The 26,412-nt window shown below is 57.1% G+C and carries 24 protein-coding genes and 1 riboswitch; of the genes, 12 read left to right on the top strand and 12 right to left on the bottom strand.

Annotation, left to right across the window (positions count from 1 at the left end; genetic code table 11):
- Nucleotides 1-2: 2 nt before the first annotated feature.
- Together AC1V0D_RS08870 and ptrR are read right to left on the bottom strand one after the other, a co-directional pair.
- Nucleotides 3-1,127, bottom strand: a complete 1,125-nt coding sequence (locus AC1V0D_RS08870) for an S-(hydroxymethyl)glutathione dehydrogenase/class III alcohol dehydrogenase (RefSeq protein ID WP_009089162.1) — start codon at nt 1,125-1,127, stop codon at nt 3-5.
- A 91-nt stretch (nt 1,128-1,218) separates the two neighbouring features.
- Nucleotides 1,219-2,130 carry a putrescine utilization regulator PtrR gene (gene ptrR / locus AC1V0D_RS08865; RefSeq protein WP_033736177.1) on the bottom strand — a complete coding sequence of 304 codons (912 nt, stop codon included), beginning with the start codon at nt 2,128-2,130 and terminating at the stop codon, nt 1,219-1,221.
- Between the two features lie 117 nt (nt 2,131-2,247).
- On the opposite strand from ptrR, the gene AC1V0D_RS08860 reads away from it, so the two are divergent.
- The 7 genes from AC1V0D_RS08860 to mglC all read left to right on the top strand — a co-directional run bounded on the left by AC1V0D_RS08860 (nt 2,248) and on the right by mglC (nt 10,486).
- Entirely contained in the window at nt 2,248-3,375 is a 1,128-nt protein-coding gene (locus tag AC1V0D_RS08860; RefSeq protein ID WP_167428780.1) for a YbfB/YjiJ family MFS transporter, read from the top strand.
- Between the two features lie 124 nt (nt 3,376-3,499).
- Nucleotides 3,500-4,165, top strand: coding sequence for a GTP cyclohydrolase I FolE (gene folE, locus AC1V0D_RS08855; RefSeq protein WP_009089168.1), 666 nt, complete (start codon nt 3,500-3,502; stop codon nt 4,163-4,165).
- 50 nt (nt 4,166-4,215) lie between these two features.
- Nucleotides 4,216-5,376 carry a DUF418 domain-containing protein YeiB gene (yeiB, locus tag AC1V0D_RS08850; protein WP_482907269.1) on the top strand — a complete coding sequence of 387 codons (1,161 nt, stop codon included), beginning with the start codon at nt 4,216-4,218 and terminating at the stop codon, nt 5,374-5,376.
- A gap of 147 nt (nt 5,377-5,523) precedes the next feature.
- Nucleotides 5,524-6,564 (top strand): HTH-type transcriptional regulator GalS, encoded by a 1,041-nt coding sequence (gene galS / locus AC1V0D_RS08845; RefSeq protein ID WP_009089173.1) that lies wholly within the window; start codon nt 5,524-5,526, stop codon nt 6,562-6,564.
- 307 nt (nt 6,565-6,871) lie between these two features.
- On the top strand, nt 6,872-7,867 hold the full coding sequence (mglB, locus tag AC1V0D_RS08840) for a galactose/glucose ABC transporter substrate-binding protein MglB (RefSeq protein ID WP_009089175.1): 996 nt from the start codon (nt 6,872-6,874) through the stop codon (nt 7,865-7,867).
- A 68-nt stretch (nt 7,868-7,935) separates the two neighbouring features.
- Nucleotides 7,936-9,456, top strand: coding sequence for a galactose/methyl galactoside ABC transporter ATP-binding protein MglA (gene mglA / locus AC1V0D_RS08835; protein WP_046102225.1), 1,521 nt, complete (start codon nt 7,936-7,938; stop codon nt 9,454-9,456).
- 19 nt (nt 9,457-9,475) lie between these two features.
- Nucleotides 9,476-10,486 (top strand): galactose/methyl galactoside ABC transporter permease MglC, encoded by a 1,011-nt coding sequence (mglC, locus tag AC1V0D_RS08830; protein ID WP_009089178.1) that lies wholly within the window; start codon nt 9,476-9,478, stop codon nt 10,484-10,486.
- 473 nt (nt 10,487-10,959) lie between these two features.
- On the opposite strand, the gene sanA is transcribed toward mglC, so the two are convergent.
- From sanA to metG, 6 genes are all read right to left on the bottom strand, one after another.
- Complete coding sequence (gene sanA / locus AC1V0D_RS08825; RefSeq protein WP_482907268.1) at nt 10,960-11,679, bottom strand: outer membrane permeability protein SanA; 720 nt, start codon at nt 11,677-11,679, stop codon at nt 10,960-10,962.
- A 135-nt stretch (nt 11,680-11,814) separates the two neighbouring features.
- Nucleotides 11,815-13,512, bottom strand: coding sequence for an NAD-dependent malic enzyme (locus tag AC1V0D_RS08820; RefSeq protein ID WP_307743343.1), 1,698 nt, complete (start codon nt 13,510-13,512; stop codon nt 11,815-11,817).
- Between the two features lie 268 nt (nt 13,513-13,780).
- On the bottom strand, nt 13,781-14,671 hold the full coding sequence (cdd, locus tag AC1V0D_RS08815; protein ID WP_140922987.1) for a cytidine deaminase: 891 nt from the start codon (nt 14,669-14,671) through the stop codon (nt 13,781-13,783).
- A 120-nt stretch (nt 14,672-14,791) separates the two neighbouring features.
- On the bottom strand, nt 14,792-15,484 hold the full coding sequence (locus tag AC1V0D_RS08810; protein WP_009089186.1) for a CidB/LrgB family autolysis modulator: 693 nt from the start codon (nt 15,482-15,484) through the stop codon (nt 14,792-14,794).
- On the bottom strand, nt 15,477-15,869 hold the full coding sequence (locus AC1V0D_RS08805; RefSeq protein ID WP_009089187.1) for a CidA/LrgA family protein: 393 nt from the start codon (nt 15,867-15,869) through the stop codon (nt 15,477-15,479). The genes AC1V0D_RS08810 and AC1V0D_RS08805 overlap by 8 nt, the downstream gene beginning before the upstream one ends.
- Nucleotides 15,870-16,075: 206 nt before the next feature.
- Nucleotides 16,076-18,109: a methionine--tRNA ligase gene (gene metG, locus AC1V0D_RS08800; protein ID WP_337025344.1), complete on the bottom strand. Its 2,034-nt coding sequence runs from the start codon at nt 18,107-18,109 to the stop codon at nt 16,076-16,078.
- Between the two features lie 175 nt (nt 18,110-18,284).
- Between metG and apbC the strand changes: the two genes are divergently transcribed.
- A complete protein-coding gene (apbC, locus tag AC1V0D_RS08795; protein ID WP_009089192.1) occupies nt 18,285-19,397 on the top strand; it encodes an iron-sulfur cluster carrier protein ApbC in 1,113 nt (370 codons plus the stop codon).
- Here apbC and AC1V0D_RS08790 read toward each other — a convergent pair.
- A complete protein-coding gene (locus AC1V0D_RS08790; RefSeq protein ID WP_058956703.1) occupies nt 19,394-19,849 on the bottom strand; it encodes a GNAT family N-acetyltransferase in 456 nt (151 codons plus the stop codon). The two genes, apbC and AC1V0D_RS08790, sit on opposite strands and share 4 nt — an antisense overlap.
- 234 nt (nt 19,850-20,083) lie before the next feature.
- On the opposite strand from AC1V0D_RS08790, the gene ahpC reads away from it, so the two are divergent.
- Both ahpC and ahpF read left to right on the top strand, forming a co-directional pair.
- On the top strand, nt 20,084-20,647 hold the full coding sequence (gene ahpC, locus AC1V0D_RS08785; RefSeq protein WP_009089196.1) for an alkyl hydroperoxide reductase subunit C: 564 nt from the start codon (nt 20,084-20,086) through the stop codon (nt 20,645-20,647).
- Between the two features lie 71 nt (nt 20,648-20,718).
- A complete protein-coding gene (gene ahpF / locus AC1V0D_RS08780) occupies nt 20,719-22,287 on the top strand; it encodes an alkyl hydroperoxide reductase subunit F (protein ID WP_482907267.1) in 1,569 nt (522 codons plus the stop codon).
- 63 nt (nt 22,288-22,350) lie between these two features.
- On the opposite strand, the gene AC1V0D_RS08775 is transcribed toward ahpF, so the two are convergent.
- Both AC1V0D_RS08775 and AC1V0D_RS08770 read right to left on the bottom strand, forming a co-directional pair.
- A complete protein-coding gene (locus AC1V0D_RS08775) occupies nt 22,351-23,310 on the bottom strand; it encodes an AEC family transporter (protein ID WP_337020942.1) in 960 nt (319 codons plus the stop codon).
- Between the two features lie 99 nt (nt 23,311-23,409).
- Complete coding sequence (locus AC1V0D_RS08770) at nt 23,410-23,607, bottom strand: hypothetical protein (RefSeq protein WP_071987797.1); 198 nt, start codon at nt 23,605-23,607, stop codon at nt 23,410-23,412.
- Between the two features lie 306 nt (nt 23,608-23,913).
- Nucleotides 23,914-24,010: riboswitch (TPP riboswitch) on the top strand.
- Nucleotides 24,011-24,044: 34 nt separating this feature from the next.
- On the opposite strand from AC1V0D_RS08770, the gene thiM reads away from it, so the two are divergent.
- Together thiM and thiD are read left to right on the top strand one after the other, a co-directional pair.
- Complete coding sequence (thiM, locus tag AC1V0D_RS08765) at nt 24,045-24,842, top strand: hydroxyethylthiazole kinase (RefSeq protein ID WP_337020943.1); 798 nt, start codon at nt 24,045-24,047, stop codon at nt 24,840-24,842.
- Nucleotides 24,829-25,629, top strand: coding sequence for a bifunctional hydroxymethylpyrimidine kinase/phosphomethylpyrimidine kinase (gene thiD / locus AC1V0D_RS08760; protein WP_337020944.1), 801 nt, complete (start codon nt 24,829-24,831; stop codon nt 25,627-25,629). The genes thiM and thiD overlap by 14 nt, the downstream gene beginning before the upstream one ends.
- A 58-nt stretch (nt 25,630-25,687) precedes the next feature.
- On the opposite strand, the gene AC1V0D_RS08755 is transcribed toward thiD, so the two are convergent.
- On the bottom strand, nt 25,688-26,374 hold the full coding sequence (locus AC1V0D_RS08755; RefSeq protein WP_337020945.1) for a GntR family transcriptional regulator: 687 nt from the start codon (nt 26,372-26,374) through the stop codon (nt 25,688-25,690).
- Nucleotides 26,375-26,412: the final 38 nt, after the last annotated feature.

The following is a 26,412-nucleotide window of genomic DNA, read 5'->3' as shown; positions in this document are numbered from 1 at the left end:
GATTACCTGTTGAAATGCACAACCGAGCGGATCGATTTTCCTTCGTGCATTAAATCAAAGGCGTCGTTGATCTCTTCCAGCGGCATGGTGTGGGTGATGAAGTCGTTCAGGGCAAATTTACCGTCGAGGTAATCCTGCACGATACCCGGCAGCTGTGAGCGGCCTTTCACGCCACCGAAGGCGGAGCCGCGCCAGACGCGCCCGGTCACCAGCTGGAACGGACGGGTAGAGATCTCTTCACCGGCACCGGCCACACCGATAATCACGGACTCGCCCCAGCCTTTGTGGCAGCACTCCAGCGCGGAACGCATGACGTTGACGTTGCCGATACATTCAAAGGAGAAATCCACGCCGCCATCGGTCAGCTCAACAATCACCTCCTGAATCGGCTTATCGTAATCTTTCGGGTTGATCAGGTCAGTGGCGCCCAGCTTGCGCGCCAGGTCGAATTTGCTGGTATTGATGTCGATGGCGATGATGCGGCCGGCTTTCGCCATTTTGGCACCGATAACGGCCGACAGGCCAATGCCGCCGAGGCCGAAAATCGCCACGGTGTCGCCTTCTTTCACTTTGGCGGTGTTCATGACCGCGCCCATGCCGGTGGTGACGCCACAACCCAGCAGGCACACTTCTTCCAGCGGCGCTTCTTTACTGATTTTAGCCAGCGAGATCTCCGGAACGACGGTGTACTCCGAGAAGGTCGAGGTGCCCATATAGTGGAAAATCGGTTTGCCATCTTTAAAGAAGCGGGTGGTGCCATCCGGCATCAGACCTTTACCCTGGGTTGCACGGATCGCCTGACAGAGGTTGGTTTTACCCGACAGACAGTACTTACACTTGCCGCACTCCGGAGTGTAAAGCGGGATGACATGGTCACCCACTTCCACGCTGGTCACGCCTTCACCTACGGCTTCCACGATGCCGCCGCCTTCATGGCCCAGGATCGCCGGGAAGACGCCTTCCGGATCGGTGCCGGAGAGGGTGTAGGCATCGGTATGGCAGACGCCGGTCGCGACGATACGCACCAGGACTTCGCCTTTCTGCGGTGGCATCAAATCCACTTCTTCAATTTTCAGCGGTTCGCCAGCAGCCCAGGCAACGGCGGCACGGGTTTTGATCATTTTCATGCAATCCCTCTTCCAGTCAGATTGTGACGCACGGTGGCGCCAGGTGGTCGTGATTAATCAGAGCCAGGCTCTTAAACATAGCGCGGAACGCTTATTCCGCCGCCTGTAAGGGGTAGATCAGCTCATCATTGAGCGGCCGATCGTCAAATTTTTCGATAATCAGGTACTTCAGCGCCTCCACGTTGGGAGTAAAGGCGTCCCGTCGCCACATCAGCCAGGTGGCCGTATTGCGATAAGCAGGGGGGAGGGTGTGCGCCTGCACCCGTGAACGGTCCGGCATCTGTTTCAGCACCGAGGCCGGGATCATGGCGACGCCCGCACCGCCCGCCACGCAGGCCAGCATGGCGTGATAGGACTGAATCTCCATCACATTGTCCGGCGCGGTCTGGCTGTCGCGATACCAGCTCTCCAGCTTAACGCGGTAGGAGCAGCTGTTGCGGAAAGCAAACAGGGTATCGTCCTGCACGTCGCGGGCGGTGGTGATAGGGGCATGATCCAGCCCGGTAATCAGCACCATCTCCTCGCGAAACGCGATGCAGCCGTTCAGGTCATCATGCGCCACCGGGCCATCAACCAGCGCAGCCGCCAGGGTGCCTTCACGCACCCGATCGATAATTTCGCCCGAGGTGCCGGTAATCAGCGAGAGGGCAACACCGGGAAAGCGCTGGTGATAGGCAGCCAGTAAACCGGGCAGGCGGGTGGCGGCGGTGCTCTCCATCGAGCCGAGCGCAAAGTTACCCGCCGGTTCACCGGTGCGGGTCATGCTCAGCGCTTCTTCGCTCAGGGCCAGAATGCGCTGCGCATAATTAAGGAAGTTATGGCCCATCGGTGACAGGCGAATGCGCTGCTTCTCACGAATAAACAGGTCCACACCCAATTCTTCTTCCAGCTGACGCAGCCGCGTGGTGAGATTAGAGGGGACGCGGTGCAGCTGTTCGGCGGCGCGTGCCAGGGAACCCGTTTCGGCGACGGAACAGAACATACGTAGTTGTACTAAATCCATATCTTCTCTTCCTGTAAACAAGTTGGTCATGATTATTCACTTTTCGTGAGTGTAAACATCCTGCAAGCTGTTAGCAAGTCAGAAAAGATCCCAGCCCGAAACCACAGGAGTTCAGCCATGGCGTTACGCGTCGCGCTCAGCGCGTTTTTAACTTTGTTTGTCGCGATGGGTATTGGCCGGTTTGCCTTTACGCCGCAGGTGCCACTGATGATTCAGGCGCACCAGCTGACCCTCACCAGCGCCAGCCTGGTGGCCGCACTCAATTATCTTGGCTATCTCTGTGGCTCGTTCGATGCCATGCGGGCGCACAAGCGGGTGGAGCTGCGCCTGACGGCGGGCATATGGGGCGCGGTGATCCTGACGCTGCTCTCGGCCTGGGCCAGCGGGCCGTGGCTGCACGGGGCCATTCGTTTCCTGATCGGCTGGGCCAGTGGCTGGGCGATGGTGCTGGTGGCCGCCTGGAGCAATGAACAGCTGCATCGCCATGGCCGGGCGGGGCTGTCGGCGGCCGTGTTTGCCGGGCCAGGCTGCGGCATCTTTGTCAGCGGCCTGCTGGGGGTGGCGCTGCACACGCTGCAGGTCTCTGCGGGGCTGGCCTGGGCCGCCTATGGCGCACTGGCGCTGCTGCTGGTGGCGCTGATTGCCCGTAATCTGCCCCGGCGTGGCGAGCTGCATCGCCCCGATCAGGCCCCGGAGCCGCTGGTGCTGGACCGCAACCTTAAACGGCTGGTGCTGAGCTACAGTCTGGCGGGCTTTGGCTATATCCTGCCTGCGACTTTCCTGTCGCAGATGGCTGCCGCACGTTTTCCGGATGGCGCATTCGCCCAGTTTGTCTGGCCGATTTTTGGTGGCGCAGCGATGGTAGGGATCCTGCTGGGCATCCTCACGCGCAACCGGGGGCGCAGCCACGTCCGTCTGGCGCTGGTGCTCTGGGCGCAGGCGTTAGGAGTCTTTGCGGCGGCGCTGCTGCCGGGCTTCAGCGGCCTGCTGGTGGGCGCATTACTGGTCGGCGGCGGCTTTCTCAGCGTGGTGCAGCTGTCGCTGCTCTGCGCGCGTGAGCTGGCCCCCAGTCATCTGCGCTATATGGCTGGCCTGCTGACCACCGGCTATGCCGTGGGACAACTGGTGGGCCCGCTGCTCTCGTTTCTCTCCACCGCCTTTTTACACCGGCTGGAACCCGCCCTGTGGGTGGCTGGCGCGAGCCTCATCTGGGCGGGCCTGCTGGTCTGGCGGCGGAGCCGATAAACGCTTTCTTCACCAATCTGATTGATTGCTGGATTCCCCGCAAAGAAAGTTTCACAATACGCGCCTGATTACAGGGCCCGCCGCAACAGCCGACGGGCGCAACACCCAGCCGGAGAAGAGTACGATGAGCACCCTAAGTCAGGAAGCTGCCCTGGTTCATGAAGCGCTGCTGGCGCGTGGCCTGGAAACGCCATTACGCGCCCCGACACGCGACATTGATGACAACACGCGCAAGAGCCTGATTGCCGGGCACATGACCGAAATCATGCAGCTGCTGAATCTGGATCTTGAAGATGACAGCCTGATGGAAACCCCGCATCGCATCGCGAAGATGTATGTGGATGAGGTCTTTTCCGGTCTCGATTACGCCAACTTCCCGAAAATCACCGTCATTGAAAACAAGATGAAGGTGGATGAGATGGTGACCGTGCGTGACATCACCCTGACCAGCACCTGTGAACACCACTTTGTGATTATCGATGGTAAAGCGACCGTCGCCTATATTCCCAAAGATAAGGTAATTGGCCTGTCGAAAATCAACCGCATCGTGCAGTTCTTTGCACAGCGCCCGCAGGTGCAGGAGCGTCTGACACAGCAGGTACTGGTTGCCCTGCAGACCCTGCTCGGCACCAACAACGTGGCCGTTTCCATTGATGCGGTGCATTACTGCGTGAAAGCGCGCGGCGTGAAGGATGCCACCAGCGCGACCACCACCACCTCACTGGGCGGCCTGTTCAAGTCCAGTCAGAATACCCGCCAGGAATTTTTGCGCGCGGTACGTCATAGTTGAGTTAACGGCGGGCGCATAATGCTGCCCGCCTCAATGGGGCAGGGTGCCGCATGCAACGCTATCACGCGCTGGATTTTATTCGAGGCTGTGCCATTCTCGGCATTCTGCTGCTCAATATCGTCGGCTTTGGTCTGCCCTCTGCGGCCTACCTGAATCCGGCCTGGCAGGGGAGTGTCACCCTCGCTGACGCCTGGACATGGGCCCTCTCCGATACCTTTGCCCAGCTCAAATTCCTTACGCTGTTTGCGCTGCTGTTTGGTGCCGGTCTGCAGATGCAACTGCCGCGCGGCAGTCGCTGGCTGACTGCCCGGCTGTCACTGCTGGTGCTGATCGGTTTTCTGCACGGGGTGTTTCTCTGGGAGGGGGACATCCTGCTCGATTACGGCATCATCGGGCTGGTGGTGTGGCGGGTCGTGCGCGATGTTCCTTCCACCCGCAGCCTGATGAATACCGGTATTCTGCTTTACCTGGTGGGTTGCGGTGTGCTGCTGGTATTCGGCTCGATCTCCGATCCTGAGCCGACCCGCTCCTGGCTGCCCGGCGCGGCCGATCTGCAATATGAGCGCTACTGGAAACTGGCCGGCGGCTGGGAAGCGATTCAGAACCGGCTTGATCACCTCTCATCGGGGCTGATGGCGCTGGCGGCACAGTATGGCTGGCAGCTGGCGGGCCTGATGATGATCGGTGGCGCGCTGCTGCGCTGTGGCTGGCTGACGGGCCAGTTTCCCCTGCGGCACTACCGTCAGGCCGCCGTCGTGCTGCTGACGGCGGGATTCTCGATCGCGGTGGCCGGTGTCGCTGCGCAGTGGCTGTTACACTGGGAGTTCCGCTGGAGCGGCTTTTATCTGCAGACCCCGCGCGACCTCGCCAGCCCGCTGATCAGCCTGGGCTATGCGGCGCTCTGTCTGGCCTGGTGGCCGCAGATTTCACGCTGGCGGTTCAGTTATGCCATTCAGTGTGTCGGGCGCATGGCGCTGACCAACTACCTGATGCAGTCGCTGATCTGTACCACGCTGTTCTACCGCTTTGGCTTCTATATGCACTTTAGCCGGCTGGAGCTGGTGCTGATGGTGCCTGCGGTCTGGCTTATCAATATCCTCTTTTCACTCATCTGGTTACATTTCTTCGCACAGGGCCCGCTGGAGTGGCTGTGGCGGCGGCTTACCCAGCTCTCAGCCGGAAAACCCCGCCTGTCCGACCACGCCAGATAATGACCGCCATCACAAAGGTTACAGAATTGTATGTAACCGTTTTCATTGATGTGACGCAATTCACGCTGCACATCGCCCGCCCCTGACAAAATAGCGCCGGTGTTCAACCCGGCGTGATGCCCTCTTTTTCCTTTCTGGAACTGCTGCATGATAACAATTCGTGATGTTGCCCGTCAGGCTGGCGTCTCAGTGGCGACCGTATCGCGCGTCCTCAATCAGAGCAGCGCCGTCACCTCTGATACCCGCGACGCGGTGTTACAGGCGGTTGAGGCGCTGGGGTATCGTCCTAACGCCAACGCACAGGCGCTGGCGACTCAGGTCAGCGACACCATCGGGGTGGTGGTGATGGATGTTTCCGATCCCTTTTTTGGCGCGCTGGTTAAAGCGGTGGATACCGTGGCGCAGCGCGTCCATAAGCATGTCCTCATCAGCAACTCCTGGCATCAGGAAGAGAAAGAGCGTCATGCCATTGAAGTGCTGATCCGCCAGCGTTGCAGCGCCCTGGTGGTGCACGCGAAAACGCTTTCAGACGCGGAGCTGGCTGACTTTATGCAGCATGTGCCGGGCATGGTTGTCATCAACCGCGTCATACCGGGATTTGAGCAGCGCAGCGTCAGTCTGGATAACGTCGCCGGTGCGCTGATGGCCTCCCGGACCCTGATACAACAGGGGCATAGCCGCATCGGCTATCTCTGTTCCAGTCATCCTATCGAAGATGTCGCCCAGCGCCGCGAAGGGTGGATGCAGGCGATGGCAGAGCAGGGCATCCGGCCGCATGAGAGCTGGATTGCCAGCGCAGAGCCCGACATGCAGGGCGGCGAAGCGGCGATGGTGGAGCTGCTGGGGCGCAATCTCAATCTCAGCGCGGTGTTTGCTTACAACGACGGTATGGCAGCGGGCGCACTCACGGCGCTGAAAGACAACGGCATTCAGGTGCCACAGCATTTTTCTGTCATTGGCTTTGATGACATCCCCATCTCGCGTTACACCGACCCCCAGCTTACCACTGTGCGTTATCCTATTGTTTCTATGGCAAAAATTGCGACAGAGCTGGCACTTCAGGGGGCGGCAGGCCTGCTGGATGACACCGCCACGCACATCTTTATGCCGACGCTGGTGCGGCGTCATTCAGTCGCGCAGCGGCAAAATGTGGAGTCCGTCACTAATTCAGGCGATTCAGCCATGTAACCGCTTTCAATCTGTGATTACATTCACAGTTAATTAACATTGCTCTCACTATGATGGCAGCGTCTTACCGGACTGAAACATTATGTAACGCCAGTGTAACGGCATCAGTTGTGGTCTCAGTAGCCGGTTAACGGGTTCATCCCCTCTTCACGGACGTGTTCAGGCACAGGGAAGTCAGGTTTTAGACGGCGTCAGCGGTAAGCGGCAAATTGCGCAGACTGCCCCGCCGATCTGTTTTACCGATTGCTTTCGCGCCACGTCGCGCGGCAGCGCTAAAAAGACCCTGCATAATAAAACCGGAGATACCATGAATAAGAAGGTTTTCACGCTTACCGCACTGGTTGCCAGCATGATGTTTGGTGCAACCGCTCACGCAGCTGACACCCGTATCGGCGTGACCATTTACAAATATGATGACAACTTCATGTCAATGGTGCGCAAAGACATTGAGAAAGAAGCGAAAACCCTTGGCGGCATTCAGCTGCTGATGAATGACTCGCAGAACGACCAGTCCAAACAGAACGACCAGGTTGACGTACTGATGGCAAAAGGCGTGAAAGCGCTGGCCATTAACCTGGTTGACCCGGCTGCCGCGGCCGTGGTGGTCGACAAAGCGCGCGCGAATGACGTGCCGGTGGTCTTCTTCAACAAAGAGCCTAACGCGAAAGTGCTGGCCGGTTATGACAAAGCCTACTATGTCGGGACCGACTCTAAAGAGTCCGGCATCATTCAGGGTCAGCTGATTGAGAAACACTGGAAAGCGACCCCGGCCTGGGATCTGAACAAAGATGGCACCATCCAGTTTGTGCTGCTGAAAGGTGAGCCAGGCCATCCTGATGCGGAAGCCCGTACCAAATATGTGATCGATACGCTGAACAAAGATGGTCTGAAAACCCAGCAGTTAGCGATGGATACGGCGATGTGGGATACCGCACAGGCTAAAGATAAGATGGATGCGTGGCTGTCAGGCCCGAACGCGAAGAAAATCGAAGTCGTGATTGCCAACAACGATGCGATGGCGATGGGTGCCGTTGAAGCGCTGAAAGCGCACAACATGACCTCTATCCCGGTCTTCGGCGTCGATGCCCTGCCGGAAGCGATGGCGCTGGTGAAATCGGGTGCGCTGGCCGGTACCGTGCTGAACGATGCGGAAAACCAGGCGAAAGCCACGCTGGATATCGCCAACAACCTGGCTAACGGCAAAGCCGCGACCGAAGGTACGAACTTCAAGATGGTAGATAAGATCGTCCGCGTACCTTACGTTCCGGTTGATAAAGAGAATCTGGCTCAGTTCCAGAAATAAGTTCGATTCCGGGCGCGACCCCTGTCGCGCCTTTTTTATGTCACCACCGTTTTTTAGCCAGGTAAAATATGGCCAGTGATAATACGACCGCGCAGCGAGAATATCTGCTGGAGATGAAGGATGTCTCAAAATCATTTCCCGGCGTTAAAGCGTTAGATAATGTGAATTTAAAAGTGCGGCCTCACTCTGTTCATGCGTTAATGGGCGAGAACGGTGCCGGTAAATCCACCTTATTAAAATGCCTGTTTGGTATTTATAAAAAAGATTCCGGCAGTATCCTGTTTCAGGGTAAAGAGATCGACTATAAAAGCTCCAAAGAGGCGCTGGAAAATGGCGTGTCGATGGTGCATCAGGAATTAAACCTGGTCCTGCAGCGCACCGTGATGGACAACATGTGGCTGGGGCGTTATCCGCGCAAAGGCTTCTTTGTCGATCAGGATAAGATGTATCAGGATACCAAAGCTATTTTTGACGAGCTGGATATCGATATCGATCCGCGCGACAAAGTGGCGAATTTGTCTGTGTCGCAGATGCAGATGATTGAAATTGCCAAAGCGTTCTCTTATGACGCAAAAATTGTGATTATGGATGAGCCGACCTCCTCATTAACGGAGAAAGAGGTTAATCACCTGTTCACGATTATTCGCAAGCTGAAAGATCGTGGCTGCGGCATCGTCTATATCTCTCATAAAATGGAAGAGATTTTCCAGCTGTGTGATGAGATTACCATTCTGCGTGACGGACAGTGGATTGCGACTCAGCCGCTGGAAGGGCTGGATATGGATAAGATTATCGCGATGATGGTCGGCCGTTCACTGAACCAGCGTTTCCCTGACCGTACCAACGTGCCGGGGGAAACCATTCTTGAGGTGCGGAATCTGACCTCTCTGCGTCAGCCTTCGATTCGTGACATCTCATTTGATCTGCGTAAAGGGGAGATCCTCGGCATCGCCGGGCTGGTGGGCGCCAAACGTACCGATATCGTCGAAACGCTGTTTGGCATTCGCGAAAAATCGGGCGGCACCATCAAACTGCATGGTAAACCGATTAATAACCACAGTGCGAATGAAGCGATTAATCACGGTTTCGCACTGGTGACGGAAGAGCGTCGCTCAACCGGTATTTATGCTTATCTGGATATCGGATTTAACTCCCTTATCTCGAATATTAAAAAATATAAAAGCAGTATGGGGCTGCTGGATAATAAACGCATGAAAAGTGACACCCAGTGGGTGATCGATTCCATGCGGGTAAAAACGCCGGGCCACCATACGCAGATTGGTTCGCTTTCGGGCGGTAATCAGCAAAAGGTGATTATTGGCCGCTGGTTATTGACCCAGCCTGAAATCCTGATGCTTGATGAACCAACACGCGGTATTGATGTTGGTGCAAAATTCGAAATTTACCAGCTGATTGCTGAGCTGGCGAAAAGAGAGAAGGGCATCATTATTATCTCATCCGAAATGCCGGAGCTGTTAGGCATTACCGATCGTATTCTGGTAATGAGTAATGGTCTGGTAGCAGGCATAGTTGATACCAAAACGACCACGCAGAACGAAATATTGCGTTTAGCGTCATTACACCTTTAATGAAGCAAGGGCTGTTAACATGAAAGCGACTACAAAAAAGAATGCGCTAACCTGGTTAAAAGAGGGCGGCATTTATGTCGTGCTGCTGGTATTGCTGGCTATTATTATTTTCCAGGACCCGACATTTTTAAGTTTGATGAACCTGAGTAATATCCTGACCCAGTCTTCAGTGCGCATTATTATTGCACTGGGCGTGGCGGGCCTGATTGTGACCCAGGGGACTGACCTGTCAGCCGGACGTCAGGTTGGGCTGGCGGCGGTTGTCGCAGCGACGCTGCTGCAGTCGATGGACAACGCAAACAAAGTGTTCCCGACGCTGGATACGGTGCCAATTCCGCTGGTTATCCTGACCGTGTGTGTGATCGGGGGAGTGATTGGTCTGGTGAACGGTGTGATCATTGCCTATCTGAAGGTGACGCCTTTTATCACCACGCTGGGCACCATGATTATCGTTTACGGTATTAACTCACTCTATTACGACTATGTGGGTGCGTCACCGATTGCCGGTTTTGATGCAGGCTTCTCGAAATTCGCACAGGGCTTTTTGCGGTTTGGTGATTTTAAACTGTCGTTTATCACCTTCTACGCGGTGATTGCGATTGTGTTCGTCTGGGTGCTGTGGAACAAAACCCGTTTCGGCAAAAACATTTTCGCTATCGGGGGTAACCCGGAAGCGGCGAAAGTGTCAGGCGTGAACGTGCCGCTGAACCTGATCCTGATTTATGCGCTGTCTGGTGTGTTCTACGCCTTTGGCGGGATGCTGGAAGCGGGTCGTATCGGTTCGGCGACTAACAACCTCGGCTTTATGTATGAGCTGGATGCGATTGCAGCCTGTGTGGTCGGCGGCGTCTCGTTCGCCGGGGGTGTGGGTAGCGTGGCGGGTGTGGTAACCGGTGTGTTGATCTTCACCGTTATCAACTACGGTCTGACCTATATCGGCGTTAACCCTTACTGGCAGTACATTATTAAAGGCGGCATCATCATCTTCGCCGTGGCGCTGGATTCACTGAAGTATTCGCGTAAGAAGTAACGTTCTCTGCTGCGAAAAAAGCGACCTTCGGGTCGCTTTTTTTATGAGGATGGCGCTGGGCGGTTGATGTGAGACGGAGTATGCGAAGGGAACAGGGTCAGATCGGAAAGACGCAAAAGCCGTTGTCCGTGACACACTCGGCCTGCTTGAAGGCTGAGGTCATTGCTTTGAGACGGAGCCTGCGCAGGAAACAGGGTAAGATCGGAAAGTCGCAAAGGCCGTCATCCATGACACGCTCGGCCTGCTTAAAGGCTGAGGTCATTGCTTTGAGACGGAGCCTGCGCAGGAAACAGGGTCAGATCGGAAAGACGCAAAAGCCGTCATCCATGACACGCTCGGCCCGCGCCGTCCATGGCGCGGGACGCTTTCCTATTCTGACCCTGTTCCCTGCGCGTTGAGCTTAGTGGTTGCTGTCAGAATTCACTGAGCCTTTAACATGAATGCCAGACTGCAACACGGTGCTGGCAACTGAGCTATTTCCGTAACTTCTGTTCCAGCTCCAGCAACTGTTCCGGCGTCACAGCAGGATAACTCTGCGCATCATCCGGAACGGTTCGCACGGCGGGAATCGGCACCAGCGGGCCGAGAAAACGAGGTTCACGCTTGAGCAGGAAGAGGTCTGCCAGCGCACCCAGCCGGGCCCCCACTTCACGGAAGCGCACGCTAAGCATGTTCTTCGGCGAGGGCACGGCATAACACTGCGCCTGAATGCCCAGCTGCAGGGCGATGAAGAGCGCGCGCTCACAATGAAAACGCTGCGTGATGATAATGAAGTCGTTGGTATCAAAGACCTTACGGGTACGCACGATCGAATCCAGCGTGCGGAATCCGGCGTAGTCGAGCACGATATCGGCCGGATCGACGCCCGCTTTGATTAAATCACGGCGCATTGTCATCGGCTCGTTATAACTCTGCAGCGCATTATCCCCGCTCAGCAGCAGATAATTGACTTTACCGCTGTTGTAGGCGTTCAGCGCACCCTGCATACGATAGAGGTAATACTGATTGATCACGCCGGTGCGGTAATATTTTGCCGTTCCCAGTACCACGCCCACCTGACGATGCGGCAGAGAAGAGACATTTTCGTAGATGAAAGGCGCCGTTTTCCAGCTGATCCAGCGATCGAGGCCGAGCGCAGTTGCCACCATCAGTGAGATGATGAAAAGCAGACCAATGAAAACGCGTTTCAGCATGCGCCTGGAGACTCGGTATCAGAATGTTGAGATGGCACAAGGCTACTTGAGGCGTCGCAGCGAAGCAAGTTACTGCCGGCTGGCTGTGCGCTTTTTGAACACTGCCGGACCCTATCAGGTCCGGCAGGCTGAAGATTAAATCGAGGTACGGCGATAGTGACGGTACTGCGGTAGCCAGAAGTTGTTGGCAATAGCCTGTGACAACACATCTTCTGAGGTCACCACGGCAACGCCCGCCAGCTGAGCGGCTTTACCCACTTCCATCGCAATGATCTTCGACACGCCCTGAATATCTTTGATCTCGGGCAGTACCGGGCCTTCGCCTTCGTTGACCAGCGGAGAGCAGTCAGCCAGTGCGCGGCTGGCGGTCATCAGCATGCTGTCGGTGACGCGGCTGGCGCCTGAGGCAATCACACCCAGACCAATTCCCGGGAAGATGTAGGAGTTGTTGCACTGCGCGATCGGGTAGGTTTTACCGTTCCAGCTTACTGGCGAGAACGGGCTGCCGGTGGCGACCAGTGCTGCACCGTCAGTCCAGGCGATGATATCGGCTGGCGTCGCCTCCACGCGTGATGTCGGGTTCGACAGTGGCATCACGATAGGGCGCTTACAGTGCTTGTGCATCTCACGGATGATCTCTTCGGTGAACAGACCCGGCTGACCGGAGACACCAATCAGGATATCGGGCTGTGCATTGCGCACTACGTCCAGCAGCGAGATTGCGTCGCTGGCGACATCCCAGTTCTGCAGGTTTTCGCTCTTCTGCACCAGCTTGCTCTGGAAATCGAGCAGGTTAGGCAGTTTGTCAGTGAGCAGACCAAAACGATCCACCATCATCACCCGGCTACGCGCTTCGTCGTCGCTCAGACCTTCAGATTTCATCTGCGCAATGATCTGCTCAGCGATACCACAACCCGCGGAACCGGCTCCCAGGAAGACCACTTTCTGCTCGCACAGACGGCTGCCGGCTGCTCGGCTGGCGGCGATCAGCGTGCCGACGGTGACGGCGGCAGTGCCCTGGATATCATCATTGAAGCAGCAGATCTCTTCGCGATAGCGGTTCAGCAGCGGCATCGCGTTCTTCTGGGCGAAATCTTCGAACTGCAACAGCACTTTCGGCCAGCGGCGCTTAACGGCCTGAATGAACTCATTGACGAAGGCGTCATACTCTTCGCCGGTGATACGCGGATGACGCCAGCCCATATAGAGCGGGTCGTTCAGCAGCTGCTGGTTATTGGTGCCGACATCCAGCACGACCGGCAGGGTGTAAGCCGGGCTGATGCCGCCGCAGGCGGTATAGAGTGAAAGCTTACCAATCGGAATCCCCATTCCACCGATGCCCTGGTCGCCCAGACCCAGGATACGCTCGCCATCGGTCACCACAATCACCTTCACATTCTGTTTGGTGGCGTTCTGCAGCATATCTTCGATGCGATCGCGGTTCGGGTAGGAGATGAAAACGCCACGCGCACGACGGTAGATTTCAGAGAAGTGTTCGCAGGCTGCGCCGACGGTCGGGGTGTAGATGATGGGCATCATCTCTTCGAGATGGTTATCCAGCAGGCGGTAGAACAGCGTTTCGTTCGTGTCCTGGATGTTTCGCAGGTAGACGTGCTTATCGTTATTGTTTTTAAAGTCCTGGAACTGACGCCAGGCGCGCTTTGCCTGCTCTTCAATCGATTCCACCGCTTCAGGCAGCAGACCATTGAGGTTAAATTCGTTACGTTCTTCGAGGGTAAAGGCGCTGCCTTTGTTCAGCAGGGGAAATTCAAGCAAAATCGGGCCAGCATATGGGATATAAAGCGGGCGTTTACTTTCGTAGTCGAGTTCCATGCGGTGATGCTCCGGTTGCAGTGTTGTCTGGCGTCACGCCGGAAAGGTAGCGCCAGTTTTCTTACCCGTTATAGCTCAGACTGCAGGCCTGTAGCGGCAGGGTCACCGCTGCGGGAAAATTCACGACCGTGCTGCCATCCTGCAACCTGAATTATTCAGAGTAATTTGTCATGACGTGAATTCTGGCGCCAGATCCTATGAAATTTCCCGCAGAAGTACAGCGTTTGTTCATAAAAGCTCACAAAACTGTGGCCTTTCTGACAGCCGGTTATGCTTTGTTCAGCGTCACATGCAGCAGCTCACTGCAGCCAAATGTCTGCAGCGTGGCTTGCGTGGCGGCAAACTGGCTCAGCGTGGCATTTTCTGCTTCCGCTAATACCGCTCTTTTTATCTGACGGACATCGCCGCCCTGCATGTTCAGCCGCACCAGCGCCGCCTGAAGGGGCGGGAAGCTGGGATTAAACGCGGCGTTTTCCGCATAGCGGCCGGTGACAATCGAACCGCTTACGGTCAGAAGCGCAACCCCGGCGTGCGACTGGCTGTAGGGGGCGTGACTGGCATTGGCGGCGGCAACGGCAGCCTGCACCAGTTCGTCACCCGCAGCGACGTAGCCGTGATCAACGTGGTCCATCAGGAAAGTGCTGATGTCGAGGTCGCGCGGGCCAAACGCATCCGGCAGATAGTCAGCCAGTGTACTCACCGCGCGCTGCGGCAGGCTGATACGAATAGCGGTGCCGCTGTTCAGCTCGTTCATAAACTGGCGGCAGTGACCGCACGGCGTGTAGTTGACGGTGATGCTCTCCAGCTGCGGCTCGCCACACAGCCAGGCGTGGGTGATCGCGCTCTGCTCGGCGTGAACCGTCTGCTGCAGAGGGGCGCCGACAAACTCCATGTTCGCCCCGAAGTACCAGGCACCGCTGACGCCGCGGGCAATCGCGCCGACGTTGAAGTGGGAGACGGTGGCGACAGCGCAGGCCGCTGCCAGGGGCAGCAGCGCCAGCGCCAGCGTATCGGCGTCCATCTGCGTCTGTTGCTGCAGCGCAGCGACCTGGCTGGCGCTCAGTCGCGCCTCAAAGTCAGGATCGTCCAGCAGGGGAGCCAGCGCCGTTTGCAGCGTTGATGGCAATGCCTCAAAAGCGGAGAGGAAACGGGATTGCATGAGAGCCTCATTAAATTCAGCAGGGCGACGTGCCGGTCACCGGTTTATATGTGATCCAGGTCGCTCTGACAATGTAACCTGTGTTGCATGTTTCAACTTTGCGAGATCTCTCGCAAAGTTTTAGCCAAACCAGTGCAGCAGCAGCGGAAAAACAAAGGGGGCCAGCAGTGAGGTGATGATGCCGCAGATCACCAGCGCCAGCGAACTGAAGGCGCCCTCCTGAAAATCGAGTTCGGCTGCACGCGCCGTGCCGAGTGCATGTGACGCATTGCCAATCGCCAGACCGCGTGCGGCTTTAGACTTCACACCGAGCAGGTTCAGCACCATATGACCGAAGACCGCACCCAGCACCCCGGCGATCAGCACACAGATGGCGCTGATGGCCGGAATACCGTGCAATGAACCGGAGACGGCCATGGCAATCGGTGTGGTCACCGATTTCGGCACGATAGTGGCCGCAATTTCGGGCGTTGCCCCCAGCCAGAGCGCAATGGCCGTGCCCGAGGTCATGGCGGTCAGGCTGCCGATAAAGCAGACGCCGATAATGGATTTCCAGCGGGCGCGGATCTGATGGATCTGTTCATAGAGCGGCAGTGCCAGGGCCACCACCGCCGGTTGCAGCAGCTGATTGAGAATCTGGCTGCCAGCGAAATAGCGCGAGTAGGGCAGCTGCAACAGCAGCAGTATCGGAATAATTATCGCCATCGCGACCAGCAGCGGATTGAGCAGCGGGAGCTTCAGCCGTATTGCCAGTTTGCGCGCCAGGAAAAAGGCCGCCAGCGTCAGCGGCAGTGACCACCAGATTTCACTCATCGCCCGACTCCCCGGCCGGCTTCCGGCTGTGCAGCTTGTGGGCGCTCACGCCGACAATCGAGAGCACCAGCAGGGTGCTGACGACACAGGAGATCACGATAGGGCCAAACTGCGCGGTCAGGACATCGGTGTAGTTCATCACCCCGACGCTGATCGGCACAAACAGCAGGGCCATATAGCGAATCAGCAGATGACAGCCCGGTTTCACCCAGCTTACCGGCAGGATTTGCGACGCGAGCAGGGCAAACAGAATTAACATGCCGATAATGCTGCCGGGCAGGGTAATGGGCAGCAGCGAGGCGATGCCGATTCCGGCATACAGGCAGAGATAAATGATGATAAAGGCGCGCAGATAGCGCCCGCAGACAGACAGCACGGTGAGCATGGCAGGCTCCTGTTTTTACTGAGCTTCATCATACGCATTAACCGCTTAGCGTGCTAGCGATCACATTTATGCGCCGGAAAGCGGCAGGAGAGGAGGCCGCGTTCACCTGTGCAGGAAGAGAGCGTGCTTGACCGATATAAAAAAACCCTTCGCACCCGCAGAGGCGCAAAGGGTTTCAGTCCGGAACTGATTCCGTCAGCCGCGGGTTACTTAACCGGCATACCCGGTACCGCACCGCTATCCACGGAGAGCACGAAGAGATCTTTGCCGCCCGGTCCTGCTGACAGCACCATGCCTTCAGAGATGCCGAAGCGCATCTTACGTGGTGCGAGGTTGGCGACGATGATGGTCATTTTACCGACCAGCACTGACGGATCAGGGTAAGCGGCGCGGATGCCGGAGAAGATCTGACGCTTTTCCCCGCCCAGGTCAAGTTGCAGACGCAGCAGCTTGTCTGAGCCCTCAACCAGTTCCGCCTGCTCAATCAGCGCCACGCGCATATCCACTTTGGCGAAATCGTCGATGGTGATGGGCTCACCGACAGGTGAATCTGCCAGCGGGCCGCTTGCGGCCGGTGCAGCTGCGGCGGCAGCATCCTCTTTTGAGGCCGCAATCAGTCCCTCAACCTTCGCCATTTCAATGCGGCTGTAGAGCGCTTTAAACGGCGCGACCTGGTGATCCAGCAGCGGCTGGGCGATAGCATCCCAGCTCAGCTCGCACTTCAGGAAATCTTCGGCGCGTGCGCTCAGGGAAGGCAGCACCGGCTTCAGCCAGGTCATCAGGATGCGGAACAGGTTGATACCCATTGAGCAGATAGCCTGCAGGTCGGCATCGCGGCCTTCCTGCTTCGCCACCACCCATGGTGCCTGCTCATCGACATAGCGGTTAGCCAGGTCGGCCAGCGCCATGATCTCACGAATCGCACGGCTGAACTCACGGCTGGCCCAGGCTTCACCAATCTTCTCTGAGGCATCCACGAAGGTCTGATAAAGGGCCGGATCGGCCAGCTCAGCCGCCAGTTTGCCGTCAAAGCGTTTGGTGATAAAGCCCGCGTTACGTGACGCCAGATTAACCACTTTATTGACAATGTCGGCGTTCACGCGCTGAACAAAATCTTCCATGTTCAGGTCGATATCGTCGATGCGTGAAGAGAGTTTCGCCGCATAGTAATAGCGCAGGCTGTCGGCATCCAGATGCTGCAGCCAGGTGCTGGCCTTAATAAAGGTGCCACGCGACTTCGACATTTTTGCACCGTTGACGGTGACATAGCCGTGCACAAACAGGTTGTTTGGCTTGCGGAAGTTGCTGCCTTCCAGCATCGCGGGCCAGAACAGGCTGTGGAAATAGACGATATCTTTACCGATGAAGTGGTACAGCTCGGTGGTGGAGTCTTTACGCCAGAACTCGTCGAAGTCGATGTCGCCGCGCTTATCGCACAGGTTTTTGAACGAGCCCATATAGCCGATAGGCGCATCCAGCCAGACGTAGAAATATTTGCCCGGCGCACCCGGAATTTCAAAGCCGAAGTAAGGCGCGTCGCGGGAGATATCCCACTGCTGCAGGCCCGACTCAAACCACTCCTGCATTTTGTTCGCAACCTGATCCTGCAGTGCGCCAGAACGGGTCCAGGCACGCAGCATCTCGCTGAAGGAGGGCAGATCAAAGAAGAAGTGTTCGGAATCACGCAGCACCGGCGTCGCACCGGACACCACGGATTTCGGATCGATCAGCTCTGTCGGGCTGTAGGTCGCGCTGCAGACTTCGCAGTTGTCGCCATACTGGTCAGGTGACTTACATTTCGGACAGGTGCCTTTCACAAAGCGATCCGGCAGGAACATCCCTTTTTCCGGGTCATACAGCTGCGAAATCGTGCGGTTCTTGATGAAACCGTTCTCTTTCAGGCGGCCGTAGATCAGCCCGGCCAGCTCACGGTTTTCGTCGCCATGCGTTGAGTGATAGTTGTCATAGCTGATATTGAAACCGGCAAAGTCCGTTTCATGCTCCTGTTTCATTTCTGCAATCATCTGCTCCGGTGCAATCCCCAGCTGCTGCGCTTTCAGCATGATAGGGGTACCGTGCGCATCGTCGGCGCAGATGAAATAAACCTGATTGCCACGCATTCGCTGATAACGCACCCAAATGTCTGCCTGGATATGCTCGAGCATGTGGCCGAGATGGATTGATCCGTTCGCGTAGGGCAGGGCGCACGTTACCAGAATTTTTTTAGCGACTTGAGTCATAGTTTGCGTAGCTTTCTGTTGATTGAAAAAACGGGCTTAGATGGTAACTGAAGGCTTCTCCTGCGTAAACACAAGGGATTCATCCCGCCAGTCGCCGCGAATCCATGTGCTTCTGATATCATTGAGGTTACCTCGCTGAAAACAGCGTAAGCAGAGCAGAAATAAGGAGTGAGGGATGACAGCACAATCCCGGGAACCGCATACGCCAGAAGGGCTGCGCGCCATCGTGGCTGGCGTACTGAAACGCTTTGAGCATCCGACCCTGCACCAGAACCTGACCGCGCTGAAGGCGCTGCATCATGTGGCGCAGCTTGACGGTACGCTGCACATTGAAGTGATGATGCCTTTTGCCTGGGCCAGCGGGTTCGACGCCCTGAAAGAGCAGGTCAGCGCCGAACTGCTGCGCCAGACCGGCGCGCGTGCGATCGACTGGCGGCTCAGTCATGATATTGCCACCCTGAAGCGGGTGAAAAATCAGCCGGGCGTGAACGGTGTAAAAAATATCATCGCGGTCAGCTCCGGCAAAGGGGGCGTCGGCAAATCGAGCACTGCCGTAAATATGGCGCTGGCGCTGGCTGCCGAAGGCGCGCGCGTCGGGATCCTCGACGCCGACATCTATGGCCCGTCAGTGCCGAACATGCTCGGCACGCAGGACCAGCGGCCGACTTCGCCGGATGGCACCCATATGGCCCCGATTATGGCGCACGGGCTGGCAACGAACTCGATTGGCTATCTGGTCACCGATGATAACGCGATGGTGTGGCGCGGCCCGATGGCCAGTAAAGCGCTGATGCAGCTGCTGAACGAGACGCTGTGGCCGGAACTGGATTATCTGGTGCTGGATATGCCTCCGGGTACCGGCGACATTCAGCTCACGCTGGCGCAGAACGTGCCGGTCACCGGGGCGCTGGTGGTCACCACGCCGCAGGATATTGCCCTGATTGATGCCCGCAAAGGGCTGGTGATGTTTGAGAAGGTCAATGTTCCGGTGCTGGGCGTGGTGGAAAATATGAGCCTGCATATCTGCAGTCAGTGCGGCTATCACGAGCCGATTTTCGGCACCGGCGGGGCGCAGAAACTGGTTGAGGATTACCAGACGCAGCTGCTGGCCCAGCTGCCGCTGCACATCGACCTGCGCGAAGATCTCGATGAAGGCGAACCGACGGTGATCCGCCGGCCAGACAGCGATTTTACCGCGCTCTATCGCCAGCTGGCCGGACGCGTCGCCGCCCAGCTCTACTGGCAGGGTGAGGTGATCCCTGGCGAGATCGCCTTCCGCGCACTCTAAGCCCGACCCGACCCGCTGGCATAGGCCGAGGCCAGCGGGTAGTGCATCAGCACGTAGCCGCCATGCTCCCCTTCGCCTTCCGAAATCATCTTCCAGCCATGTTTCAGGTAAAACGCCTGGGCTGCTTTGTTCATCTGCAGACACTTCAGCGCCCCGGTTGAGGTGAAGCGCGCCTGGACGTTCTCCAGCAGGGCACTGCCCACGCCGCGCCCCTGCCAGTCGGGATCGACATAGAGACTGTGCAGAAAGTTGTCGTTCTCCAGCAGTCCGGCAAATCCGACGCGCTGCCCCTCAGCCTCGGCGACCAGCACCGTCTCCCCCAAAATCACCCCATCAAAATCTTCCAGCTGCCACTCGCTGCCATCCAGCCAGCGCCAGTTATGCCGTCGCGCCGCCAGAAACAGCGTTCGCAGGAAAGGACGATCGGCTTCAGTAAACGGACGTATCTCCACAGCTCTGCTCCCTTTTTATCCGGTCTTACAAAACTAGCAGCGATTCGGGAAGAAAGGGGGAAAGACAAAGCGGGTTTAATGTCATGAAAATCGCTGTACACTGCCCGGCGGGCCAGAGAGCATCAGGCTCTCAGCGTTTGATAGCTTTCGTTAATCAGATTGATAACGTCTGCATATTAGATGTTGGCCCGAAAATTATGTAACCTGCATCACATATTTTAACGGAGGCCACAGATGTCTATTATCAATACCAAAATCAAGCCGTTCAAAAACGCAGCATTCAAAAACGGCGAATTCATCGACGTAACCGAGAAAGACGTTGAAGGTAAATGGAGTGTGTTCTTCTTCTATCCTGCTGACTTCACCTTCGTCTGCCCGACCGAGCTGGGTGACGTGGCTGATCACTACGAAGAGTTCCAGAAACTGGGCGTAGATATCTACTCTGTTTCTACCGACACCCACTTTACCCACAAAGCCTGGCACGGTTCTTCTGACACCATCGCGAAGATCCAGTATGCGATGATCGGCGACCCGACTGGCGCGCTGACCCGCAACTTCGAAATCATGCGTGAAGCAGAAGGTCTGGCTGACCGTGGTACTTTCATCGTTGACCCGGAAGGCGTTATCCAGGCTATCGAAATCACCGCTGAAGGCATTGGCCGTGACGCCTCTGACCTGCTGCGCAAAGTGAAAGCGGCTCAGTACGTTGCTTCTCACCCAGGTGAAGTCTGCCCGGCGAAATGGAAAGAAGGTGATGCAACGCTGGCTCCATCTCTGGACCTGGTTGGCAAAATCTAATCCCGCTTCGGCCTTTCGACCATTCTCCAATCGGGTGCCACGGCACCCGATTTTTTGACCAGGATATCACTATGCTCGACACAAATTTGAAAACGCAGCTCAAGGCTTACCTTGAGAAATTAACCAAACCTGTTGAGTTGCTCGCCACCCTGGATGAGGGTGCAAAATCAACCGAGATCCGTGAACTGTTGGTTGATATCGCCGGTTTGTCTGACAAAGTCAGCTTCCGCGAAGAGAACGATCGTCAGGTGCGTAAGCCCTCGTTTCTGATCACTAACCCAGGTTCGAACAGCGGCCCGCGTTTTGCCGGTTCACCTCTGGGTCACGAATTTACCTCACTGGTGCTGGCACTGTTACAGACCGGTGGGCATCCGTCTAAAGAAGCACAGAGCCTGCTGGATCAGGTTGCTGAGCTGGACAGCGATCTCCATTTCGAGACCTACTATTCACTCTCCTGCCACAACTGTCCTGATGTGGTGCAGGCGCTGAACCTGATGGCGGTGATTAACCCGCGCATCAGCCACACCGCAATCGACGGTGGCCTGTTCCAGAATGAGATTCAGGAACGCAACGTGATGGGCGTGCCAGCGGTTTACCTTAACGGTAAAGAGTTTGGTCAGGGTCGCATGAGCCTGGCGGAAATCGTCAGCAAAGTGGATACCAACGCGGACAAACGCGCAGCGGAAGAGCTGAACAAGCGTGACGCATATGAAGTTCTGATTATCGGCAGCGGCCCGGCAGGCGCAGCAGCAGCCATCTACTCCGCGCGTAAAGGTATCCGTACCGGCCTGATGGGCGAGCGTTTCGGCGGGCAGGTGCTGGATACAGTCGATATCGAAAACTATATCTCTGTACCAAAAACCGAAGGTGCAAAACTGGCAGGTTCACTGCGTGCACACGTTGATGATTACAATGTGGATGTCATCGACAGCCAGAGCGCCATTAAACTGATCCCGGCGGCGAAAGAGGGCGGACTGCACGCCATCGAAACCGCCTCTGGCGCCGTACTGAAATCACGCAGCATCATCCTGGCGACCGGCGCACGCTGGCGTAACATGGGCGTGCCGGGTGAAGAAGAGTATCGCACCAAAGGTGTTACCTACTGCCCGCACTGTGATGGCCCGCTGTTTAAAGGCAAGCGTACCGCGGTCATCGGCGGCGGTAACTCTGGCGTGGAAGCGGCAATTGATCTGGCCGGTATCGTGGAACACGTGACGCTGCTGGAGTTTGCTGGTGAGATGCGTGCTGACCGCGTGCTGCAGGATAAACTGCGCAGCCTGAAGAACGTTGATGTGATCCTGAACGCGCAGACCACGGAAGTGAAAGGCGACGGCAGCAAAGTGACCGGCCTGCACTACATTGACCGTACGACGCAGACCACCCATGAGCTGCCGCTCTCCGGTATCTTTGTCCAGATTGGTCTGTTGCCGAACACCCCATGGCTGGAAGGCGCGGTTGAGCGCAACAAAATGGGCGAAATCATCATCGATGCGAAATGCGAAACCAGCCTGAAAGGCGTCTTCGCAGCAGGCGACTGCACCACCGTGCCGTACAAGCAGATCATCATTGCCAGCGGCGAAGGTGCGAAAGCGTCACTGAGTGCCTTTGACTATCTGATCCGTACCAAAACGGCTGAGTAAGTTTCATCAGCCAGGCAATAAGCCCTTCAGCCCCAGTGCTGAGGGGCTTTTTTTATGCGCCTGTTAATAGCCCGCCAGCGTCATCAGCATCATCCATACCGGCGTCGTCACGGCCGCAAACACCGTAGAGAAAAGCATACTGGCCGCCGCCGGGCCGGTAATGACATTGAATTTCTGCGACATCAGATAGACGTTAACCCCGACCGCCATCGACCCCAGTAACACCACCACTTTACTCTCCAGCGGGGGTAGACCGGTCAGCCACGCGATAGCCCATACCGTCATCGGTTGCAGAACCAGCTTCAGCAGGCAGATCGTATAACTCTCTTTTAAACCCTCCCGCACCCGATAATGTGCCAGGCTCATGCCCAGCGTGACCAGCGACAGGGGGGCCGCCAGCGAGGCCAGCATCCGCAGCGGTTCAGCGGCGATCTGCGGCAAGGGGTGCTGAAGAAAGCTCCAGGCCGTGCCGCTGAGAATGCCGACGATCAGCGGATTTTTCAGCACGCCGATCAGGGTGCGCCAGAGACCTGTCAGGGAAAAGCTGCCCTGTTTTGCCCACTCGACCGAAACGGTCAGCAGGGTCCAGAGGATGAGGCTGTTAAACACCAGCACCAGCGCCACCGGTGGCAGCGCTTCTGGCCCGAGCAGGACGGTAGCCACCGGGATCCCCAGCATCACGTTGTTGGAGAAGATACCCCCCAGCGCAAAGACCGAGGCGGCCACGCCGTCAAGCTTAAACAGCCGCGTCGCCAGCAGGCGTCCCACGATAAACACCAGCAGGCAACTGCCAAAGAAGGCCAGCAGCAGGCGCGCATCCACCGGCGGGCTTTGCGAGAAGGTACTCATCACCCGAAACAGCATGCAGGGCAGCGCAACGTTAAACACAAAGCGGTTCATGCCTTCGCTGATGCTGGCAGGCCATTTTCCGAAGCGTGTCAGCCCATATCCGAGCAGGATCAGGATAAACAGCGGGGCTGACAGGTAAATCTGATGGCTCAGGCTTTCAAACAGCAGTGGCATAAGAGGCGTCTGGGTAAACCATGGATAGTTATCAGACTAACAAATCGCTAACTAACTGTTAACTCATCCCTGCTTTGGAACAGGCCGTCGGGCGGGCTGTCAGCCTAACCAGCGACGCGCCTGCTGGTCACTGATGTCCCGGTAATAAACACGATGGATGGTTTCGCCGCAGCCCGCACAACGGGCCGAAATATAGGTGGAAAGGTAATGTCGGCCATTAGGGGCGATGGCGCCCTGGCGTTCGATTTGAATATCCTGCCATCGATGGCGGTGAGGAATAAGCGCTGACAATCGCATCATACATCCTGAGTAGTATGAAGTTCCGCTTCAGGAGTCGATAACTCCATGAAATAAAGTGTTTTTTTACAACGGTGTTTCGCGCAGGTTAATTATTATGAAATGGTCAGAGTCCGAGCGATGGCCAGGGCTCATGAGGCCTGACAGCAGAAGTACCTCTTAAGAGGTATCCCTGAGGCCCGCAGCATTAAGCCTTTTTTTGCACCATGGAACGTTGATCGGGATCATGCGTAAGGTTCCGTTCCGGTCATTTCGCTGGCGGCTGTTGCTTGCTTTCAGAGAACGGCTTGCCTATGCTGCAAACCGTAATTCGACTCGGGGTGCCCTTCTTTGTGAAGGCTGAGAAATACCCGTATTACCTGATCTGGATAATGCCAGCGTAGGGAAGTCTGATGCCTGACCGCATTCGCCTTCTTGTCCGCCGGTTGGGAGCTACGATGATACAGCCATCTCAACACCTTTCTGCCGCGCAGTTCGCGCCCCTTCTGCACACCTTTCGCCGTCAGTCACCGCTGGTGCACTGCATGACGAATGACGTGGTGCAGAACTTTACCGCCAACGTCCTGCTGGCACTCAATGCGTCACCCGCGATGGTGATCGATGCTGACGAAGCGGCACAGTTCAGCGGCTTTGCGGATGCCCTGCTGATTAACGTCGGGACGCTGACGCGCGAGCGTCAGCGGGCGATGCAGGCAGCGGTTAGCGCGGCGCGGGAGGCGGGCACGCCCTGGACGCTCGATCCGGTCGCAGTCGGTGCCCTGACGCTGCGCAGCGACTTCTGCCAGCAATTATTAAGTCAGCAACCGGCGGTGATACGCGGCAATGCGTCAGAGATTCTGGCGCTGGCGCAGCAGGCCAGTGGCGGACGCGGCGTGGATACGCTTCACCCGGCAGATGCGGCGCTCGACGCGGCGCGGCAGCTGGCGAAAGAGTGGAACTCGCGGGTCATCGTCACCGGTGAAGTGGACTACGCAACCGATGGTCAGCGCACTTTTGCCATTCGTGGCGGCTCTCCCATGCTGACGCGGGTCGTGGGAACCGGCTGTGCGCTCTCGGCGGTGGTGGCCGGGTTCAGCGCGCTGCCCGGCGATGGCCTGCTGAATATTGCCGCGGCCTGTCAGGTGATGGCGACAGCCGGTGAAAAGGCCGCGGGGCAGGCGAATGGGCCGGGCAGCTTTGCCACGGCGTTTCTGGATGCACTCTGGACCCTGGAGGGCGATCATGAAACGCATTAATGCCCTGACCATTGCCGGCACCGATCCCAGTGGTGGCGCAGGGATCCAGGCCGATCTGAAAACGTTCTCGGCGCTGGGCGCTTATGGCACCAGCGTCATCACTGCGCTGGTGGCACAAAATACGCAGGGCGTGCAGGCTGTTTATCGCATCGAACCGGACTTTGTCGCCGCCCAGCTCGATTCTGTGCTGAATGACGTGCGTATCGACAGCGCGAAAATCGGCATGCTGTCAGAAACGGCTATCGTGGAGCAGGTGGCGGCGCGGCTGAAGCAGGCGGCGATCCCTTTTGTGGTACTGGATACGGTGATGGTGGCGAAAAGTGGTGATGCGCTGCTCTCACCGGACGCCGTTGCCAGCGTTCGTGAGCGGTTGCTGCCGCAGGTTTCGCTGATCACTCCAAACCTGCCAGAGGCGGCGGCCCTGCTGGGTTGCGCCATTGCCACCGATGAGACGGAGATGCGCGAACAGGGGCGGGCGTTGCTGGCGCTGGGCTGTCAGGCTGTGCTGATGAAAGGAGGGCATCTTACAGCGGCGGAGAGTCCCGACTGGCTGATTACGCCATCGGCAGAGCAGCGGTTCAGCACACCGCGTGTAGAGACCCGTCATACGCATGGCACCGGCTGCACGCTGTCGGCGGCACTGGCCGCATTACGTCCGCGTCATGGCGGATGGGAGACGACGATTGAGGAAGCGAAAAACTGGCTGCAGCAGGCGCTGATGCAGGCGGATTCGCTGGAGGTCGGCAAGGGCATCGGGCCGGTTCACCATTTTCATCAATGGTGGTAAGAGAGACTGCCCGTCTCGCCCGGATAATCAGGCGAGGCGGGCACCCCTCGGGAGGGATTCAGGGGGCTTCAAACCAGGCGCTGTTGCGCTCAGCAATCGGGGTGATGGAGAAGATCATCTCCTGCAGGTGATGACGCATGGCCGCTTCGGCGGCATCGGCATCGTGCTGTTTCAGGGCGGCATAAATCTCTTCATGCTGCTCAATGACCTTTTCCGGCGGTGAGACTTCACTCAGCGTCAGGAAGCGCACCCGATCCATCGTCGCTTTGATATTCTCGACTGTTTCCCAGGCCAGCTTGCAGTCAATGCTTTCCGCGATCAGACGATGAAACTCATCGTCAAGCGTGAGGAACGCCTGGCTGTCATGCCGCTCCGCCGCCATCCGCTGCAGTTGCAGATTGTGCTCCAGCGTCATCAGTCCCGAGTCACCAATCTCCAGCGCGGCACGACGAACCACCGACACTTCCACCGCCTCACGGATAAAGCGGCCATCCGCGACCCGCTTAGCGGAGATTTTACGCACGAACGTGCCGCGCTGCGGCAATACCTGTACCAGTCCGGCTTCCGCCAGCTTGATAAACGCTTCGCGCACCGGCTGACGTGAAACGCTGAAGCGTGCGGAGACCTCTTTTTCAGAGAGCAGCGAACCTGGCTGAATCGCGCAGGTGACAATATCTTTGCGCAGAAAACGGTAAATCTGCTGATTGACCGGTTCGCTGGTGGTAATGGTATAGGCGCTCGACATGCAGCAATATCCCTATTACGGCTGGCAGACGCCAGCGC

The sequence above is a fragment of the Pantoea sp. PA1 genome, assembly GCF_056856975.1.
Note: the sequence above shows the minus strand (reverse complement) of the source record. Positions and strands in the feature narration are given on the sequence as shown.